Source organism: Serratia sp. SA088 (assembly GCF_049065515.1).
Classification (GTDB): domain Bacteria; phylum Pseudomonadota; class Gammaproteobacteria; order Enterobacterales; family Enterobacteriaceae; genus Serratia; species Serratia nematodiphila.
This window is the reverse complement of the sequence record NZ_JBAKGW010000001.1, coordinates 348,015-364,190: the sequence shown is the minus strand read 5'-3', so window position 1 is coordinate 364,190 and position 16,176 is coordinate 348,015. Positions and strand designations below refer to the sequence as shown.

Annotated in this window: 18 protein-coding genes; 2 read left to right on the top strand and 16 right to left on the bottom strand. The window is 50.5% G+C overall.

What is annotated here, in order from left to right:
* Nucleotides 1-181: 181 nt before the first annotated feature.
* The 11 genes from ACOWVD_RS01765 to ACOWVD_RS01715 form a co-directional block, all read right to left on the bottom strand.
* Complete coding sequence (locus ACOWVD_RS01765) at nucleotides 182-1,288, bottom strand: hypothetical protein (RefSeq protein WP_421105392.1); 1,107 nt, start codon at nucleotides 1,286-1,288, stop codon at nucleotides 182-184.
* A complete protein-coding gene (locus ACOWVD_RS01760) occupies nucleotides 1,288-2,478 on the bottom strand; it encodes a hypothetical protein (RefSeq protein WP_421105391.1) in 1,191 nt (396 codons plus the stop codon). Before ACOWVD_RS01760 ends, ACOWVD_RS01765 begins: the two co-directional genes overlap by 1 nt.
* A gap of 151 nt (nucleotides 2,479-2,629) precedes the next feature.
* Nucleotides 2,630-4,843 (bottom strand): replication endonuclease, encoded by a 2,214-nt coding sequence (locus ACOWVD_RS01755; RefSeq protein WP_421105390.1) that lies wholly within the window; start codon nucleotides 4,841-4,843, stop codon nucleotides 2,630-2,632.
* Between the two features lie 119 nt (nucleotides 4,844-4,962).
* The gene (locus ACOWVD_RS01750; RefSeq protein WP_049295838.1) at nucleotides 4,963-5,511 is read right to left on the bottom strand and encodes a hypothetical protein; all 549 of its coding nucleotides are present in this window, start codon (nucleotides 5,509-5,511) and stop codon (nucleotides 4,963-4,965) included.
* Nucleotides 5,501-5,794 (bottom strand): DUF5405 family protein, encoded by a 294-nt coding sequence (locus ACOWVD_RS01745; RefSeq protein WP_181937702.1) that lies wholly within the window; start codon nucleotides 5,792-5,794, stop codon nucleotides 5,501-5,503. The genes ACOWVD_RS01750 and ACOWVD_RS01745 overlap by 11 nt, the downstream gene beginning before the upstream one ends.
* Nucleotides 5,769-6,008: a TraR/DksA C4-type zinc finger protein gene (locus ACOWVD_RS01740; protein WP_421105389.1), complete on the bottom strand. Its 240-nt coding sequence runs from the start codon at nucleotides 6,006-6,008 to the stop codon at nucleotides 5,769-5,771. Before ACOWVD_RS01740 ends, ACOWVD_RS01745 begins: the two co-directional genes overlap by 26 nt.
* Nucleotides 6,009-6,010: 2 nt before the next feature.
* Nucleotides 6,011-6,310 (bottom strand): DUF5405 family protein, encoded by a 300-nt coding sequence (locus tag ACOWVD_RS01735; protein ID WP_051922592.1) that lies wholly within the window; start codon nucleotides 6,308-6,310, stop codon nucleotides 6,011-6,013.
* Entirely contained in the window at nucleotides 6,303-6,560 is a 258-nt protein-coding gene (locus ACOWVD_RS01730; RefSeq protein WP_033652239.1) for a DUF2732 family protein, read from the bottom strand. The genes ACOWVD_RS01735 and ACOWVD_RS01730 overlap by 8 nt, the downstream gene beginning before the upstream one ends.
* 63 nt (nucleotides 6,561-6,623) lie before the next feature.
* Nucleotides 6,624-7,124, bottom strand: coding sequence for a replication protein B (locus ACOWVD_RS01725; RefSeq protein ID WP_400825960.1), 501 nt, complete (start codon nucleotides 7,122-7,124; stop codon nucleotides 6,624-6,626).
* Nucleotides 7,121-7,291: a hypothetical protein gene (locus tag ACOWVD_RS01720; RefSeq protein ID WP_261439401.1), complete on the bottom strand. Its 171-nt coding sequence runs from the start codon at nucleotides 7,289-7,291 to the stop codon at nucleotides 7,121-7,123. The genes ACOWVD_RS01725 and ACOWVD_RS01720 overlap by 4 nt, the downstream gene beginning before the upstream one ends.
* 24 nt (nucleotides 7,292-7,315) lie before the next feature.
* Nucleotides 7,316-7,591: a Cox family DNA-binding protein gene (locus ACOWVD_RS01715; protein ID WP_048321722.1), complete on the bottom strand. Its 276-nt coding sequence runs from the start codon at nucleotides 7,589-7,591 to the stop codon at nucleotides 7,316-7,318.
* 125 nt (nucleotides 7,592-7,716) lie between these two features.
* Between ACOWVD_RS01715 and ACOWVD_RS01710 the strand changes: the two genes are divergently transcribed.
* Both ACOWVD_RS01710 and ACOWVD_RS01705 read left to right on the top strand, forming a co-directional pair.
* On the top strand, nucleotides 7,717-8,016 hold the full coding sequence (locus tag ACOWVD_RS01710; RefSeq protein WP_072071899.1) for a helix-turn-helix domain-containing protein: 300 nt from the start codon (nucleotides 7,717-7,719) through the stop codon (nucleotides 8,014-8,016).
* Between the two features lie 87 nt (nucleotides 8,017-8,103).
* Complete coding sequence (locus ACOWVD_RS01705; RefSeq protein WP_048321723.1) at nucleotides 8,104-9,087, top strand: phage integrase; 984 nt, start codon at nucleotides 8,104-8,106, stop codon at nucleotides 9,085-9,087.
* A 144-nt stretch (nucleotides 9,088-9,231) separates the two neighbouring features.
* Here ACOWVD_RS01705 and phoH read toward each other — a convergent pair whose 3' ends face one another.
* The 5 genes from phoH to putP form a co-directional block, all read right to left on the bottom strand.
* A complete protein-coding gene (phoH, locus tag ACOWVD_RS01700) occupies nucleotides 9,232-10,020 on the bottom strand; it encodes a phosphate starvation-inducible protein PhoH (protein WP_015378226.1) in 789 nt (262 codons plus the stop codon).
* 719 nt (nucleotides 10,021-10,739) lie between these two features.
* Complete coding sequence (gene efeB, locus ACOWVD_RS01695; RefSeq protein ID WP_076740734.1) at nucleotides 10,740-12,038, bottom strand: iron uptake transporter deferrochelatase/peroxidase subunit; 1,299 nt, start codon at nucleotides 12,036-12,038, stop codon at nucleotides 10,740-10,742.
* Between the two features lie 11 nt (nucleotides 12,039-12,049).
* Nucleotides 12,050-13,186 (bottom strand): iron uptake system protein EfeO, encoded by a 1,137-nt coding sequence (gene efeO, locus ACOWVD_RS01690; RefSeq protein WP_049240595.1) that lies wholly within the window; start codon nucleotides 13,184-13,186, stop codon nucleotides 12,050-12,052.
* 20 nt (nucleotides 13,187-13,206) lie between these two features.
* Complete coding sequence (gene efeU / locus ACOWVD_RS01685) at nucleotides 13,207-14,052, bottom strand: iron uptake transporter permease EfeU (protein ID WP_004934730.1); 846 nt, start codon at nucleotides 14,050-14,052, stop codon at nucleotides 13,207-13,209.
* A 243-nt stretch (nucleotides 14,053-14,295) separates the two neighbouring features.
* Nucleotides 14,296-15,780, bottom strand: coding sequence for a sodium/proline symporter PutP (gene putP, locus ACOWVD_RS01680; protein WP_015378228.1), 1,485 nt, complete (start codon nucleotides 15,778-15,780; stop codon nucleotides 14,296-14,298).
* Nucleotides 15,781-16,176 lie beyond the last annotated feature (396 nt).

The following is a 16,176-nucleotide window of genomic DNA, read 5'->3' as shown; positions in this document are numbered from 1 at the left end:
GGTCGGTTTTAATGCAGTTGCCTGAAACGGCGAAAGCCGCGCCAGTACTAGCGCGACAAAATAAATTATTGATAATTCATCACATGCAAAATCATGCATACATATGCAAGATAATCTAAACAACTAGTAAGACAAAATAGGCTCGATATTTTCAATCCCATATAACATTGTGATTGGAAACTCAGTTTTCAGCCCAAACAACAATATCAACGTCATATAATGCATATGCGTGAATTATTATATCCGAAATCAGATCAATAGCGTCCACAAGGTCGTCTTCTGATACATCTTTTTCTTTAACAGATGCAAACTGATGAACAAACTGATTCCTAAAAGAATATAAATGCTTAGCTATGTTATCGACATCAGGAGGAATATCTTTAAAGAAATTGCAACTCAACAACTTAAAGCTAACACCTTCATCATTTTTAAGTATATCCGAAATCAATTTTGAAAGGGAATCCTCTTCCTTTCTTCTCCAAGACAGATTATCAACACAGTGAACAGCCAACTCATAAGCAGGCTTAGAGTATTCAATAGCTCCTTTAAGCTTTCTACTTCTAGGTATGACATAAAGCCACTCAATACATCTATACAACTCCAAGAAACAATGTTTTAAATGTGAAGACGTCAAGGAAAGATAAATATTATCCTTAGGCATCTTCTCATTAGCAACAAACAGCCCCTTTAACTTACTAATAGTAACCTCGGCTAAAGGCAATGTAATAAGCCTCTCACAACTACTGACTATATAGTATGCACATGAGCGAAAGGATTTATCAAATTTAGTAGATAAATCCTCAAGACGAAAAATAGTAACCGGTTCAAAATACCCAATCAATTCATTAAGATTATGACCAGAATACAAAGGATCATCCTGTTGAAAAAGCAACTCATTCGAAATAAAATCCGATGAAATATCTTTCTTTATCCTTAAATTTAAAATTGGACATAGGAAAACGAAAAAAGACTCAGAAAAATCAACTAAACTGAAATACGTATCACATAATTCACTTTTAAACTCGGATGGCAAAATATTTTTTATTGCAAAATAGTCTATTAGTCGAATAGAACCATCCGATTCGGTTATATTTTCTTGAAAATGAATAACTGTAATACCATTAAGAATACTGACACTTTCACTTTTAGTGAAGCGCAAACGTTTGAAACATGCAAGCTCCTCCTTGGGCGGTAAAGCTGGCTTCATTTTTTTTCGAGAAGACGCCCCTCCCCCTGCCTCACATAGAGTATCAAAGATATAATTAACACTATCGATAATAGATGCCATTACTTAGCCTGCCAGCAAGGTCCGAAATCTTCAAGTCGCTCTATATACTTCAAGCAGGCCTCAAACGCTTTAAAATAAAACTCTCTTTCATACTGACCAATCTTGTTAGATTTAGCACTTAACTTTTCATTTAAAAGCGGGAACTGTAAAAAATCACCTAACTCTTTCTCACTAAGCTTCTTGAGTTTATCGATTAAATTCCCAACTTTAAGAATAAGATCTTGACAACACCTATCACTTTCCTCCTTGGAGGATTTAAAGCCCGGGGGGCCATAGATATATGTCGCAGCCGCAGCTACAAACCCAACCCCTGCGGGGATACTAGTGAATATATCCTTACCAACTTTAACCCGGCCATCTTGCGCAGCGTCTTTAAATCTTGAAAATTCATGGTCTAAACCCACCATTAAGTTCAGAACTTCTTTGAAGTTCGTCAAGAAATCATTATCCGAGGTAGACTCAATCGCATCCATTCTTGCGAAATCCTCTGAAACTTTTTCCTTAAGGTCTATATCAGTTTTTCTCGAAGAGAAACACAAAAAATACTCAATCAGCTTACTACTTTGGTACTGACCTGCCTGTGTTCTTCTGCTCGACTGCCCAATCAATCTAACATCTAAATTAGGTATGGATGTTTTTAAATCTTTAATTATAGAATCATAAATTGTATCAAGTTGTCTTTTTATATCCCAAGGAACCTGCCCTGTATTTAAAACCAACATCCTGTATATTAAACTATTCATGCTTTTTGAAAACCAATATTCTATTCTGATACTTTTATTTCTTACATCCTCACTCTGCCTTACCGCTTCCAGTAAGGCTGTAGTTCTTTGCATTCCGTCAATTATTGATAATGACGACTTATCAATACTTGCATTCAAAGTATCGAACGATTTTTCATCATAAACTTTTTTGATACTATCATAAGTATCATTATCAACAATGACACCGATAACAATCGGAGGTAAAACAGCCCCCTCCACAATATCAGCAACCATTCTTTCTCGTATAGTTTGGGCTGTTTTAGTTTTAAGAGGAGCTCTTTGTCCAGCTATTCCCCCTTTATCCTCATATGCCTTTTCAGCGAATCCCAAATACTCAGATAATTTAGTTGCGTGAATAATAGAGAGGCAATCAACTCGTTTATCTTCCAATACAAATGTTTGTTTTTCCATCAGACCATTCTTCATTTTTTTACTCCACCCAACGATAGCAAATCAATAACACATTTGAATGATAAAAACCAGATGTATTATGATAATCAAAGACAAACAACGTATTCAGCAAGGCTACTCACTGAAACAAGAGATGGCTCTTTACAAACCACGAAAAATTTATTCATCAATAATTCATGTTTAACTCGCTAGATCCCTCTAAAGAAGGACAAACCAATCTCGAATCATGTTGGTTTACCAGAGCTACGTTTTGGTGATTATTCTTAGATAATTGTTGTCTTAGAGCGTCTCTTATCGTCTTGGCTACGTCCGCGTCATTCCAGCTAACATCCCCTCCCTCAATCAAATTCATCACCGCCGTGACATACTCAGGCGTTGCTACCTGCATATCTGGCTCAGGTTCTCGCTGAACCTCCCCACAGTTATTGACAGGACTCCGAGGCGCGCCAGAGGCGCTTTTTAAAGTCAAAGGATCAACATCAAGGTCAATGGCCTTGCGGACAATGCGCCATTCTGTTGTTCGGGTTTCGTGGATATGACCCGCGCCAAGGTGCGGTGCAAAGATGCCGACAACCTTTTGCACCTCTTCGTCATAAGCGTTCAGCTCATCAGCCACCTTGCGCGCGACTCGAACGGTCTGCACGTCGCGCGGGACGTTTGCGCCTCCCTGTCCAGCCATATAGGCGGCAAAATTTCCAGCGCTGGCAGCCGCGCGCACAGCCTCGACACGCTCATCAAAAGTTTCAGCAAGGCTGATGTGGCGTAAACAGGCGGCCCGGCATTCTCGATAAGCTCCCATGGTAGGGATTCCGATAGTCTTAAACTGAGGGATGCGCCATGTTGACGCCCATGAGGTCACCGCAGCGGCCATATCGCGTAACGGTTTGCCGGTATCGTGGTCAATTTGGCCGTCGAGCGCATAACCGTCGATATTTTTAGCGATGTATTTAGCGATGTACCCCGCAGCGCCGCCTTTATTCATGTGCTTGGCTTCAAACCGATTCTTTGCTGCACCGCGCTCGTCACCGTCTTCCTTCAGCGCATACCGACGCATGATGTCGATTATCTGCTGGCGCTGTTTACGCTCGCAGAACAGCATCATATGCCAGTGCGGCGTACCGTCATGGTGAGGTTCAACGACACGCATACCGTAAACGCTCAGGCCGTTGTCTTTAAACGCGGTGCGCATTTTGCTCCAGATGCGCACCAGATAACGCTGGCCGTCTTTCGGTGAAAAAGCCTCTGAATCCCAATTGTGGTTAAACTGGACTTTTTCAGCCCCTTCTTTGCCAACAACGCGCGTCGGGTGATATTTAGACGGGGTAGTGATAGTGATAAACATGCCGACGTGACTCTCGCTGGCAGCATATTTTTCTATCCCTGCGATGGTGCTCATCAGCTCTTTACGGCGGATTTCCGGGTTAGAAATGCTCGCCATGACCTTATCAATTAGGTCAAAACGTTCACCGGTAGCGACATTCTCCAGATCGCACCCTTTCAGATAATCCATATTGGCGAGCCGCCGGGTCTGCACTTCCCTAATCGCCTGCTTGCTCGCGTATGGGTATTTTTTTAGGTTTACTTCACCGGCGGCAATCAGTAGCGCCTCGCGCCAGCGTGTGCGTTGCGCTTTCAACTGGCGTTCCCACCACTCCGCGTTAGCTAGCCGTGACAAACTGGCTACAGCCGAATGCGCGTCCAGCTTGCCTTTACAGTATTTTTTCCAGTGCATTGGCGTGATATTAAAGACTCGCGCCATACATGCGATACGCCCATAAAACACAGCCTGTACGCTGTTACTCAGCAGCAAGGAATTATCTCCGTCATTTGCAGCAAGAAACTCCTCGCAGTAACGGTCATAATTTTGTAGTAACTGCCCAGCGATACGGTCAGCAAAACGCCGCAAATCCTTATCTCCCATACCCGGCAGACACGCATAATTATCCACCTCAGCCATAAAGCATGGCGAGGCGTTAAGGTTCATCGCATTTTTCTCATTAACGATTTCAATGCGCGGCCAGATACGGCGCTCAAACTGGAGGACGAGCCACTTATTCGCCGCATGCAGCCCCTGCTCTTTCAGCAAGAAAGAGTGACGCCCAAGAAAGATACTGCTGAGGAAATGGGGTAAGGCGTGAATTTTACGCAAAACAGCTTGCCCCTGAGCGTGTTGCTCACGGGTAAGGGGTCTTGCCGTGCCGGGCAGTACCGGACGCAGTGTTGCGCCCGGGTAAGCATAAGCGAGAACAGCAGCATCGCTGTCCGGATAAAGTAACGATTCGCATGGAATGAGGTGTCCATGGAAGGAAATAGGTAAGTTTTTGACCGTTATCTCTTGTTTATGGTTAACAAGATTTTGGTTATATTGCTTCCCGATCATTTGACGTTCAGAACGAGGCGGCATGGAAGACAAGCAGACGTTAAGTTACAGGGGTTCAGCGGGATACTATGCTGACAACCTGAAATTCCTTGAAGATATAGATACAAAGCCAAAGTCATTTATTCTGGCTCCTGCACATCGTTTGATTGAGATTTGCGAAGTTCTTTGTCAGTGCGCACCGCTTCGAGTAAAAGAGCGCTGGCCTTTATCAAAAAAAGATCGAAGAAATCTTGCTCTTCAGATGGAGTGGAATCTCCCCAAAGCTCCCCCACCGCGCGAGCAATGGAAAGAAGCAATTCAGACCTCATTAAGAATCGTGTATCAACAAATGCCGAAGCCCCAAAGATTTGAATGGGAAAAGACGGGCTATCTGGCAGAGCTAGAGACAGATATTCATGTTGCTGCTGATTGCACACTTCAGACGGTACGTTTTTTTTGCAATGATAAGATTCATTTGCCGCTAAACACCTCTGTTTTTCTTGCGTCACCAAATTGGAATGAATTTGTGTCTTCGCTAATTGCTGGAGACTTGTATCCTGCTTGGGTTGCTCCTGTCGATTCAGCAAAAACGCCGGGGTGTATTCAGGGGCAATTTCCACGCTACATGCCTCGGTAATTATCTTGTTGGCGAAGTTTTCCGTATTCATTGTGTGCAGCTTAGATACCATTTCCTTTCTCCTCACAGTGAATGCAGAAAGCTTCTTGGCAGAACTTGCTAACCTGATGAATCTCAGAGGCCAGATCTGCAATACTGATGATGGTTGAGTCACAAACGTGGTAATGCACTAGCCCGGAAACCAACTGAGAGACAGTCGGGTAATAACCAACTGCGTCGAGCCACTCCTCTCCCGCCTTGCCACCGGTTTTAACAAGCTTCTTTTTGTTCAAAATGAACTGATGGGTATCACTGGTGATAACCCAATCCTTACCAACAGGAATGCGCAGCATGATTACCCCTGAAATGCTTGATTTGCTGTTCGTGGATGATCTGGCATGACACGCAACGGGTCACACCGACAAAGGCTGCACGGCGTGCAGCGGGGATAGCTTGGTCACACTCTTCACAAATTGACGCTGATACCCCACCCTTGATGCGCGCAGCATTAACTTGTGCGCTGAGAGTTTCCTGCTGGCGCTGCTGCACCAAGTCCATTAAATCCGGCATCGTTATTGCTCCGATTCACTATTCAGTTGATTGAGTACCTGTTGAGCTAATTCTGCGATGCGATGCGACTCCTTCATCAGCTCGCTAAGACTGGTAATGGTTTTAAGAAAAACACCGCGCTTTACCGACAGATTAATAAGGTCAGCAACCAGCTTTAACTCATTCGAGTAGATGGCTCGGGTCGGGTAATATTTTTCTTTTGTCTCTTTATCTATTTTTACTTCGGCCAGAATAAAATCGCCCTCATCCATTTTCACGATGGCGAATACGTTATTAATTTCCACATACTCCCGCTCAACCATGGTTCAACCCCTGCTTGTGCGCCCGGCCTTCGTGGTCAAACTTCTCCGACTCCTGACGCAACAGCTCGATGATTTCCACACATGAGAGATGATTAACCGCCGCATGAGTCGCCAAACGGTCAAGATGGGAGGAGAAACTAACGGCCGCATCTGCTTTTGCTTCCGCACGAGCGTTGTTCAGCATGAAGTTACGTAAATCCGCATCAGCCTTATTTCTCATTTCTTGGCCAACGGTTTTATACATGTGCATATAGAACTCCAGATAAAAGGATGCCCGACGCAATCAAGCGCCTTTAAATTTAAAGCGAGTTAATTAATGAAAATACGCTTCAGGTTTAACCGACGTTAATATGGTCGGTGCATATTCGAATAAATTAAACAGCTCACGCAGCGCCCTGAATAGCTCCTCGCGCCATTTACAAGACTCATCATCAATACGCCAGTACGGCTGATTAAACTCGACCTCAGTTAGCCCGGCATGCAGGAATAAAGTGCGGCGTTGGCTTATGGTTAATCGGCCAATGAATCCAGATTTACTGATACCGTGCTTACGATAAGTAGCGAAAGCGCTGCGAAGTTCATCAATGGCGCACACAAGACGCTCGCGCTCACTGTCATTCATTTCCTCTAATCGCATAACAGCATGCCGCTGTTTTAACTGCGCATGGAAACAGATGGTCAGGCGCTCGCGCTCCATCATCTGATTATAAAAATCGCAGGTGCTTTTCCAGCGAGGGGCGGCGAGGCGCTCCCCAACCAAAGCACGCAGCCCGGCGGGCTGGTTGCGAACAATACCGGCGGTGATAGCTGTCATTTTGAAAAACCCCGCATTGCTGATTTGATGGAGAAGATCCAGCGGTTGGCCGGGCGGGTACGGATGATGATGCCTTTCCGGCCCTTACCGTGGGTGATGGTGATATCAGTCTTGCGCGCCGTCTGGTGGTTCCACAGCAGCGGAACAATGGAGATAGGTTGTTGCATGTTCTTACCCCTGTTTTACTGGAATCAAGACAATGGCTCACCGAGTCCTAGCCATAGAAGCCACCCATCACGAATTTCTTTGGGGCGACGCTCATAGGCTAATTTCATTCCCGCGTTCCACGCAGGAAGGTAAACCCAATGCTCTGCGCGCGCCGTTGGCGTCTCGGGATTACGCATCTCAATCGTTGGCAACTTGCCCTTATCGATCATTCCTTTTACAGCCTCCGGGGTTTTGCCGATGACTTTGGCAAATTCTTGATACGGCAATGCATCAGAAAGCCTTACTACTTGCTTTTCCATCTGGTACCCTCTCCGATTGTAGTAATCAGTTGCTTATAGGGACTTATAGTCGCTTACAGAGCTTTAATTACTACCATAAACGATTTATTACTACGATTTGCAAATAATCATGCAAAGGGAGTCCCATGTCAATAGACATAGCAGAGAAGTTAAAGTTGATTAGAGAGTCAGAAAGGCTGAACAGGAAGGAATTCAGTGAGTTAACTGGCGTTCCATACAGTTCACTATCTAGTTATGAAACAAGGTCCAAAGGGATGGGATTAGACGCTGCGATGAAAATTTTAAGTCATCCTCGGTTCGAAAAATACACATTGTGGTTTATGAGTGATCGAATTTCCCCAGAATCCGGGCAAATAGCACCGGCACTCGCACACTTTGGGCAAGATGCAACAACCTCGCAGCACTCAGACCAAAAGATTGGTTAAGCATTCACCTAAGTTATTTATTTAACACTTTTGGGGTAAGGGCTTGCTACATACCTGAAAGTAAAATCTTCCTTGGAGGGCTTCGCGATGGCGATTAAGAAGCTCGAAGATGGTCGATATGAAGTGGACATTAGGCCGAACGGGCGCAACGGAAAGCGCATCCGTCGGAAATTTGATAGGAAACATGAAGCACAAGCTTTTGAGAAGTACATAACCGTCAGCTATCACGACAAAGAATGGCTCTCAAAACCTACGGATAAAAGGTCATTATCTGAGCTGGTTAAATTGTGGTGGAAGTACCATGGCAAGAACAATGACCACGGGCAGTCCTACCTAAGAAAACTGGAGCGCATTACGCGAATGATGGACAACCCTGCCGCATTTCAGATTGATAAATCTCGTATTACAGCTTATCGATCGGCGCGGCTAGCCGAAGGCATCAAAGCATCCAGCATTAATCGCGAAATGACCGCGATAAGCGGGATGTTTACCGACCTTGTCGACTCGGGGCTTTACTGTGGTGAGCATCCGATTCGTGGCAGCGGCAAGCTCAAAGAAGCCAATACGGAAATGACTTATCTTGACCGTGATGAGATAAGCGCATTGCTACTGGCGTTAGATGGTGATAACCGCCGGGTGGCCATTTTGTGTCTTAGTACTGGCGCACGTTGGGGTGAGGCCATGAAACTCAAAGCGGAGCATGTCATTCACAACCGCGTGACCTTTGTGCAAACGAAAAACGGTAAACGGCGCAGCGTCCCCATTTCTCAGGAGGTATCCGACGAGATCGTATCTCAAAAGTCTGGGCTCTTGTTTCCTCAAGCCTCTTACAGCACTTTCAGAGATATCCTTAAGGCGACCAAGCCTAACCTACCCCATGGGCAAGCATCCCATTCGTTACGCCATACATTCGCAACTCATTTCATGATGAACGGGGGCAATATCATCACGCTCCAGCGGATACTTGGCCATGCTCGGATTGAACAGACAATGAGCTACGCTCACTTTGCACCTGATTTTCTACAGGATGCAATTTCCTATAATCCGCTAGGAGGAAAAATCCATGTTTAGCGTCCACATCGCGTCCACACATAGATAGTTTCCTGAGAGTTATAGTTGTCTGTAGTGCAACCTAACCATCTGTTTTGTATAGACCGTGCTGATATTCAAGGCAAGAAAAAGGCCGCCGAAGCGGCCTTTTCAGTAGCGGGTAGGTTAACTGTAAGCGTTGAGCGTGCGCTGGCACAAAGCGGAGCGTACGCAGTCCTGTTTTTCAAAGCGGATGACGCCGATCATCTCGTCCTCTTCGAAGCGCTCCAGGGCATCGCTAAGGCCGGATTTTACGCCGCGTGGCAAGTCGCACTGGGTCACGTCGCCGTTAACGATAACCGTCACGTTTTCCCCCAGGCGGGTCAGGAACATTTTCATCTGGCTGGCGGTCACGTTCTGGGCTTCATCCAGGATAACGACCGCATTCTCGAAGGTGCGCCCGCGCATATAAGCGAACGGCGCAATCTCTACCTTGCCGATTTCCGGCCGCAGGCAGTACTGCATAAAGGAAGAGCCCAAACGGCGCACCAGAATGTCATACACCGGGCGGAAATAAGGCGCGAACTTCTCGGAGATATCCCCCGGCAAGAAACCGAGGTCTTCATCCGCCTGCAAAACAGGACGGGTAACGATAATCCGATCCACCTCTTTATGGATCAGCGCCTCCGCCGCCTTGGCGGCGCTGATAAATGTTTTGCCGCAGCCGGCTTCGCCGGTGGCGAAGATCAGCTGCTTATTCTCTATGGCTGATAAGTAATGACCCTGAGCTTCGGTTCTAGCCTCGATGGGTGAGCTATCGCGCTTGTCTCGCGCCATGCCGATAGACTCGACTCCCCCCATTTGCACCAGCGAGGTCACAGACTCTTCTTCCAGCTGGCGATGACTACGAGCGTCACGACGAATAACGCGTTTCGCTTCACGACGTGCTTTGATCACTGCTTTCTGTCTACCCATAGTGGCACCTTACAGTTTGTTTCACCTACCGCAACGGCCAGGCCGCGCGATTATGTTTCACACACGTATTAGGTTTTGGCCTCCTCCGAGCCAATAAGAGCCAAGGGACAAGGTGAATCGACGGCAACGCTTAAGCGCCGTGTCTTCACGGGACAACGCGGACTGCATCAATAAACGTGGAGTAAAAAGTGATGAGATTCGGTAGCGATAAGGGTGCGGAGTTGCCGGTAAAAGAGAGTCGGAGAGAGAACCCTCGTTACAACGAGAAATCAGGGGAGATGTGTTATTTTTTCTTTCCAGCCCAACCAAGGACTTTACCATTAGCGATCCCCGCAGTGATATTTACAGCTTCAAGCTGTGCACCGTGTGAAAACTACCGCCAGATGATTACAGTATAATGACATTCAACCCCACAGCGTTACTAAAATGTAAAAAAATTTAATGTCTTTTGTTTTCAGTTAACGCAAAAACACTATATCACGCCCAAGACATTATTCCATAGAAAATTATAATCAATAAATATCAATGAATTACAATTAAAATCCGCGAATGACACTTTGGTTTCCCGATTAAATTTTGCGCAATCAAAAGCAGCGGAGATGGGTGTTTTTTTATCTGCTGGCAAAGCATTGAATTGCGTTTCATCGTTAACTGCCCCCCCTGCAGCAGGTAAGACAAACGTAAAACGAGGCGGAAGATCCCGCCTCGTTATTCCGGCTTCAGGCCTTGAGCAGGCCGCTGGCCAGATAATCGCCACCCTCTTTCACGCCCGGCAATACGAAGAAATACCCGCCGCCAATCGGCTTGATGTATTCCTCCAGCGCTTCGCCGTTCAGCCTTTTTTGCACCGTCAGGAAGCCTTTCTCCAGATCGGCCTGATAGCAGACGAACAGCAGCCCCATTTCCAGCTGGCCGGCATTGGAGACGCCAAGGGAATAGCTGTAGCCGCGCCGCAGCATCAGGTTGCTTTGGCTTTCCGGCGTGCGAGGATTAGCCAGCCGGATGTGCGCATCCATCGGGATCACCTTGCCGTCGGGATCGTTCGCGTAGTCCGGCTCGTCATGTTCACGCTTCATGCCCAGCGGCGCCCCGCTGTGCTTCTCGCGGCCGAAGATGGTTTCCTGCTCCTGCAGCGGCGTGCGATCCCAAAACTCGACGCGAAAACGAATAATGCGCGCCGCCTGATAGCTGCCGCCCGCCGTCCACGCCGGCTCACCGACGTTGTCGCCGACCCACACCACCTTATCCATCAGCGGTTTGTCGTCGGTTTTCGGGTTCGCAGTGCCGTCTTTGAAACCCAACAGGTTGATCGGCGTCTCTTTGCCTTTGCTGCGCGCCGCGTGCGCGGAGATGAACCCCTCCCGCTTCCAGCGTACGCTGAGCAGATCCGGCGAATGCTTAATGATGTCGCGCAGCGCGTGAATCACCGTTTCGTTGGTGTTGGCACAGATCTGCAACAGCAGGTCGCCGTGGCAAAGCGCGGCGTCCAACGCATCGTTGGGGAAGCGGGTCATTTTCTGCAACCGCAGCGGTTTTTGCGCCTGCAGACCAAAGCGTTCATCGAACAGCGATGCGCCGACCGAGACGGTGATGGTCAGGTTGTCCGGGTAAATCTCCGGCCCCATGATGCCGGAATCGAGCGGCGGCAGTTTGGCGTCCACCTCCGGCGCCTTGCCGCCGTGGGTCAGGAAGGCGATGCGCTCGGTCAGCAGCCGGAACAGGCGCTCCAGCCCCGCTTTGTCGGTCGCCAGCACATCGAACGCCACCAGCATCATCGCCGCCTGTTGCGGCGTCAGCACGCCGGCCTGATGGCGGCCATAAAACGGCTGTTTCTGCCAGCGCTCATCCTGCGGCGTCGCCAACGGCTCCGCCGCGTTACCCGCCGCCTGCGCCAGGCGGCTGCCGCCCAGCGCCAACGCGCCCAGCCCCAGCCCTTGCAGCAAACGGCGGCGCGAAGGCGATGCCGCCCCCTGCGATTGCGGATGCGGCCCGTTATTCGGGCCTGCCTTGTTGCTCATAACCGTATGCCTCAGTCCAGACCCAATACGCCGCGCAGCTGGGAAAGATCTTCCGCCAGCGTGGTGATCGGCCCTTTCAACGCATTGCGATCGGCATCGGTCAGCTTCTCATAGGACTCATAACCCTCTTTGGTTTGGTACTTCGCCAAAATGGTGTCCACGGTTTTGAAGTTGGCGTCAATTTTGTCCAGCAGCGGCTTATTGGCCTTAACCAGCAGCGGGCGCAGCAGATTGACTATCTTTTGCGCGCCGTCGACGTTGGCCTGGAAGTCCCACAAATCGGTGCGGCTGTAACGGTCTTCTTCACCGCTGATCTTGCTGGCTGCCACCTCTTCGATCAGCCCGGCTGCGCCGCCCACCACTTTGCTCGGCGGGAAGGTCAGTTCACTCACGCGTTTTTGCAGCTCAACGGTGTCGTGATACAGACGATCGGCATATTGGCTCATGTCTTTGGTCGAATTGTCGGCAAACAGCGCCTTCTCCAGACGGTGGAAGCCGGTGAAGTTCGGGTCCGCCGCTTTCTTCTCGTAGTCGTCTTCACGGGCGTCGATGCTGCCGTCCAGATCGGAGAACAGCTCGGCGATCGGCTCAATGCGCTCATAGTGCTGGCGGGTCGGCGCATACAGCTTGCGCGCCTGCTCCACGTTGCCGGCCTTCACCGCGTCGGTAAACAGCTTGGTCTGTTTCACCAACCCATCGACTTCTTTGGTGACGTAAACCTTGTATTCAGCGATCGGGCCGACCAGGTCCAGCGCGTTCGGCTTGCCGTCGGTGGCGCCGTTGGCCGCGGCGGTGACAATCAGTTTGCCTTTCGGATTGCTCAGCAGCCCGCAGGTCATGTCATATTCGCCCGCTTCCAGCGTGGCGGTCATTTTCTGGGTAAAGCCCGGCGCGATGTTCTCGCGCTCTTCCACCACCATCACCCCTTTCAGGATTTCCCATTCGACGTTTTTCTGGCTGGTGTTGTGCACCACAAACTGTGTCTTGCCGGCCGGGACCGTCAGTTGCATCGGTTCGCACTGCTTGTCGTTAACCGTAACCTTGACCTGCGGCACGTCCGCCGCCAAGGCGTCGATGCTCAGCGCAAACGCCGGGATAGCCAGTAATGCTGCGTGCAACGCCTTGCGGCGAAATAACGGAGTAGACATACGAGATTCCCTATTAAACATTAATGATTGATTTTACGTTGCGCCGGGGCCGCTGCCGGCTCCGCGCGCTGCGGCAGGAAAAAGAAAATCAGCGCCGGGATCAGATACAGGAAGTAGACCGCCACTTCGCTGACCGTCGGCGCTTCCTGGTAACCGAGAATGCCTTCCAGCAGGGTGCCGAACAGCGAATGGGTCGACAGGGTGTTGCTGAAATCGAAGGCGATGTCCTGGAAGTGGTTCCACAGGCCGGCTTCGTGGAAGGCGCGGATCGCCCCGGCGGCCAGGCCGGCGGCGACGAACAGAATGAACAGGCTGGTCCATTTGAAGAATTTGGCCAGGTGCAGCTTCACCCCGCCCCAGTAAATCATCATGCCCAGCACGATGGCGGCCACCAGGCCGAGCACCGCGCCGATCGGCGCCGCGGCGCCCACGTCTTGCTGGAACGCCGCCAGCAGGAAGAACACCGACTCCAGCCCTTCGCGCGCCACGGCGAAGAACACCATCGCCACCAGCGCCCACCCCTGCCCTTTACCGGCGCTGAGCGCCTGATCGATAGCCCCTTCCAGATGCACCTTGACCGATTTGGACACCTTACGCATCCAGAACACCATATAGGTGAGGATCAGCACCGCCACCGCCGCCACGATGCCTTCGAACAGCTCTTGCTGTTTCTGCGGGAACTCGCCGGTGGTCTCATTGATGAAGATGCCGAGCGCCAGACACAGCGCCGCGGCGACAATCACGCCGATCCACACCGCGCCCAGCCATTGGCTGCGCTGCGTGCGCTTCAGGTAGCTGGCGATCAGGCTGACGATCAGCGCGGCCTCCAGCCCCTCACGGAACATGATAAGAAAGGGAACGAACATAACTAATCACCCCTGAAAAGACCGCGGCGGCAGAGAAAACCGGCTCGAAATGAGCCGCGGCGAGTATGTAAAGAAACGTAAAATACAACGAGAGTGATTATCATTCTGGCAAAAAGAAATACAAGAGGCGCAAGCGTGATTTTTTCTAATCAAATGTCGCCAGGTGTTACAGCCGAATGACGGGCAAACAGGCAAAAAGAAGGGGCGCTCTGCGCGCCCCTTGCCGACTGACATCAAACGGCGTTATACCGTTTTGTATTCGGCTTCCGCCTGATCGAAACGTTCGGTCATGGTTGAGGATGGCTGGCGGCCCATCAGGCTCACCACCACAATGGCCAGACAGCCCAGGATGAAGCCAGGGATGATTTCGTACAGGCCCAGCCATTCGTACTGTTTCCAGACGATCACCGTCACCGCTCCGACCAGCATGCCGGCCAGCGCGCCGTTGCGGGTCATGCGCGACCACATTACCGAGATCAGCACAACCGGGCCGAAGGCGGCACCGAAACCGGCCCAGGCATAACTCACCAGGCCCAGCACGCGGTTCTCCGGGTTGGCCGCCAAGGCGATGGCGATCAACGCCACTACCAGCACCATCACGCGGCCGACCCACACCAGCTCACGCTGGCTGGCGCCCTTGCGCAGGAACGCCTTGTACAGGTCTTCGGTGATCGCGCTGGAGCATACCAGCAGCTGGCAGCTCAGGGTGCTCATGACCGCCGCCAGAATCGCCGACAGCAGCACGCCCGCCACCCATGGGTTGAACAGCAACATCGCCAGTTCGATGAACACGCGTTCGCCGTTCTGCGACACGTTACCGGCCTGATCCGGGTTATTGGCGAAGTAAGCGATACCGAAGAAACCGACGGCGATGGTCCCGGCCAGGCACAGGATCATCCAGGTCATGCTGATGCGGCGCGCGCTGCGGATGGTGCGGTGAGAATCCGCTGCCATGAAACGCGCCAGGATGTGCGGCTGGCCGAAGTAGCCCAGGCCCCAACCCAGCAGCGACAGGATGGCGACGAAGTTCAGTCCCTTCAGCATGTCGAGGTTGGCCGGGTTCTTCGCCTGGATCACCAGCATCGAGGTATCGATGCCGCCGACGGCGAAGATCACTATCACCGGCGTCAGGATCAGCGCGAAAATCATCAGGCTGGCCTGTACGGTGTCGGTCCAGCTCACCGCCAGGAAACCGCCGATAAAGGTATACAGGATGGTCGCCGCGGCGCCGGCCCACAGGGCGGTTTCGTAGCTCATGCCGAAGGTGCTTTCGAACAGGCGCGCGCCGGCCACGATGCCGGAGGCGCAGTAAATGGTGAAGAACACCAGAATGACGATGGCCGAGATCACCCGCAGCAGCTTGCTGTTGTCTTCAAAACGGCTGGTGAAATAGTCCGGCAGCGTCAGGGCGTTATTGTTGGCTTCGGTATGCACGCGCAGCCTTCCTGCCACCAGCTTCCAGTTCAGGTAAGCGCCGATGGTCAGGCCGATGGCGATCCAGCTTTCGGAGATGCCGGAGAGGAAGATGGCGCCCGGCAGGCCCATCAGCAGCCAGCCGCTCATGTCGGAAGCCCCGGCGGACAGCGCGGTCACCACGCTGCCCAAACTGCGGCCGCCGAGAATATAGTCATCAAAGTTGTTGGTTGCCCGGTAGGCAAGCAGGCCGATCAGCACCATCCCGAAAATGTACACCAGGAAGGTCACCAGCATAGGTGTGCTCATTGTCATTTAATTCTCCACTTTCATTATTATTCGCGTTTCGCTCCGGCCAAGCCGGCGCCGGTAAACCCACGCGCAATGCATTTCACCGGCCGCCGCGCCGGAACGTGGCGCAGCCTGCGAGCGAGTGCAGGTAAAATAGTTTCTGCCCGTAATTGTTGACCGTCGGTTATCCTAGATGAGCCTTTCATCAACCAACAAGATATTTAACAACAAAGTTACACAAAGTTTACCCTGCGTCACATTTACCGGGCTCAAAGGTTGCACTCACGACAAGCAAAATGAGTTGCACCTTGCCATTACCCTTATATACCGCAGGGTAAAGCGCCTGCGACGTAATAAACCCCGCCGCATTCGCTCAATAACGCAACATTCATGCCAACTGCCCGTGTTAAAAAATCGATG

Coding starts and splice junctions, on each gene's coding strand:
- ACOWVD_RS01765 (WP_421105392.1), bottom strand. CDS start 1,288: ATGGCATCTATTATCGATAGTGTTAATTATATCTTTGATACTCTATGT.
- ACOWVD_RS01760 (WP_421105391.1), bottom strand. CDS start 2,478: ATGAAGAATGGTCTGATGGAAAAACAAACATTTGTATTGGAAGATAAA.
- ACOWVD_RS01755 (WP_421105390.1), bottom strand. CDS start 4,843: ATGATCGGGAAGCAATATAACCAAAATCTTGTTAACCATAAACAAGAG.
- ACOWVD_RS01750 (WP_049295838.1), bottom strand. CDS start 5,511: ATGGTATCTAAGCTGCACACAATGAATACGGAAAACTTCGCCAACAAG.
- ACOWVD_RS01740 (WP_421105389.1), bottom strand. CDS start 6,008: ATGCCGGATTTAATGGACTTGGTGCAGCAGCGCCAGCAGGAAACTCTC.
- ACOWVD_RS01735 (WP_051922592.1), bottom strand. CDS start 6,310: ATGGTTGAGCGGGAGTATGTGGAAATTAATAACGTATTCGCCATCGTG.
- ACOWVD_RS01730 (WP_033652239.1), bottom strand. CDS start 6,560: ATGCACATGTATAAAACCGTTGGCCAAGAAATGAGAAATAAGGCTGAT.
- ACOWVD_RS01725 (WP_400825960.1), bottom strand. CDS start 7,124: ATGACAGCTATCACCGCCGGTATTGTTCGCAACCAGCCCGCCGGGCTG.
- ACOWVD_RS01720 (WP_261439401.1), bottom strand. CDS start 7,291: ATGCAACAACCTATCTCCATTGTTCCGCTGCTGTGGAACCACCAGACG.
- ACOWVD_RS01715 (WP_048321722.1), bottom strand. CDS start 7,591: ATGGAAAAGCAAGTAGTAAGGCTTTCTGATGCATTGCCGTATCAAGAA.
- ACOWVD_RS01710 (WP_072071899.1), top strand. CDS start 7,717: ATGTCAATAGACATAGCAGAGAAGTTAAAGTTGATTAGAGAGTCAGAA.
- ACOWVD_RS01705 (WP_048321723.1), top strand. CDS start 8,104: ATGGCGATTAAGAAGCTCGAAGATGGTCGATATGAAGTGGACATTAGG.
- phoH (WP_015378226.1), bottom strand. CDS start 10,020: ATGGGTAGACAGAAAGCAGTGATCAAAGCACGTCGTGAAGCGAAACGC.
- efeB (WP_076740734.1), bottom strand. CDS start 12,038: ATGAGCAACAAGGCAGGCCCGAATAACGGGCCGCATCCGCAATCGCAG.
- efeO (WP_049240595.1), bottom strand. CDS start 13,186: ATGTCTACTCCGTTATTTCGCCGCAAGGCGTTGCACGCAGCATTACTG.
- efeU (WP_004934730.1), bottom strand. CDS start 14,052: ATGTTCGTTCCCTTTCTTATCATGTTCCGTGAGGGGCTGGAGGCCGCG.
- putP (WP_015378228.1), bottom strand. CDS start 15,780: ATGACAATGAGCACACCTATGCTGGTGACCTTCCTGGTGTACATTTTC.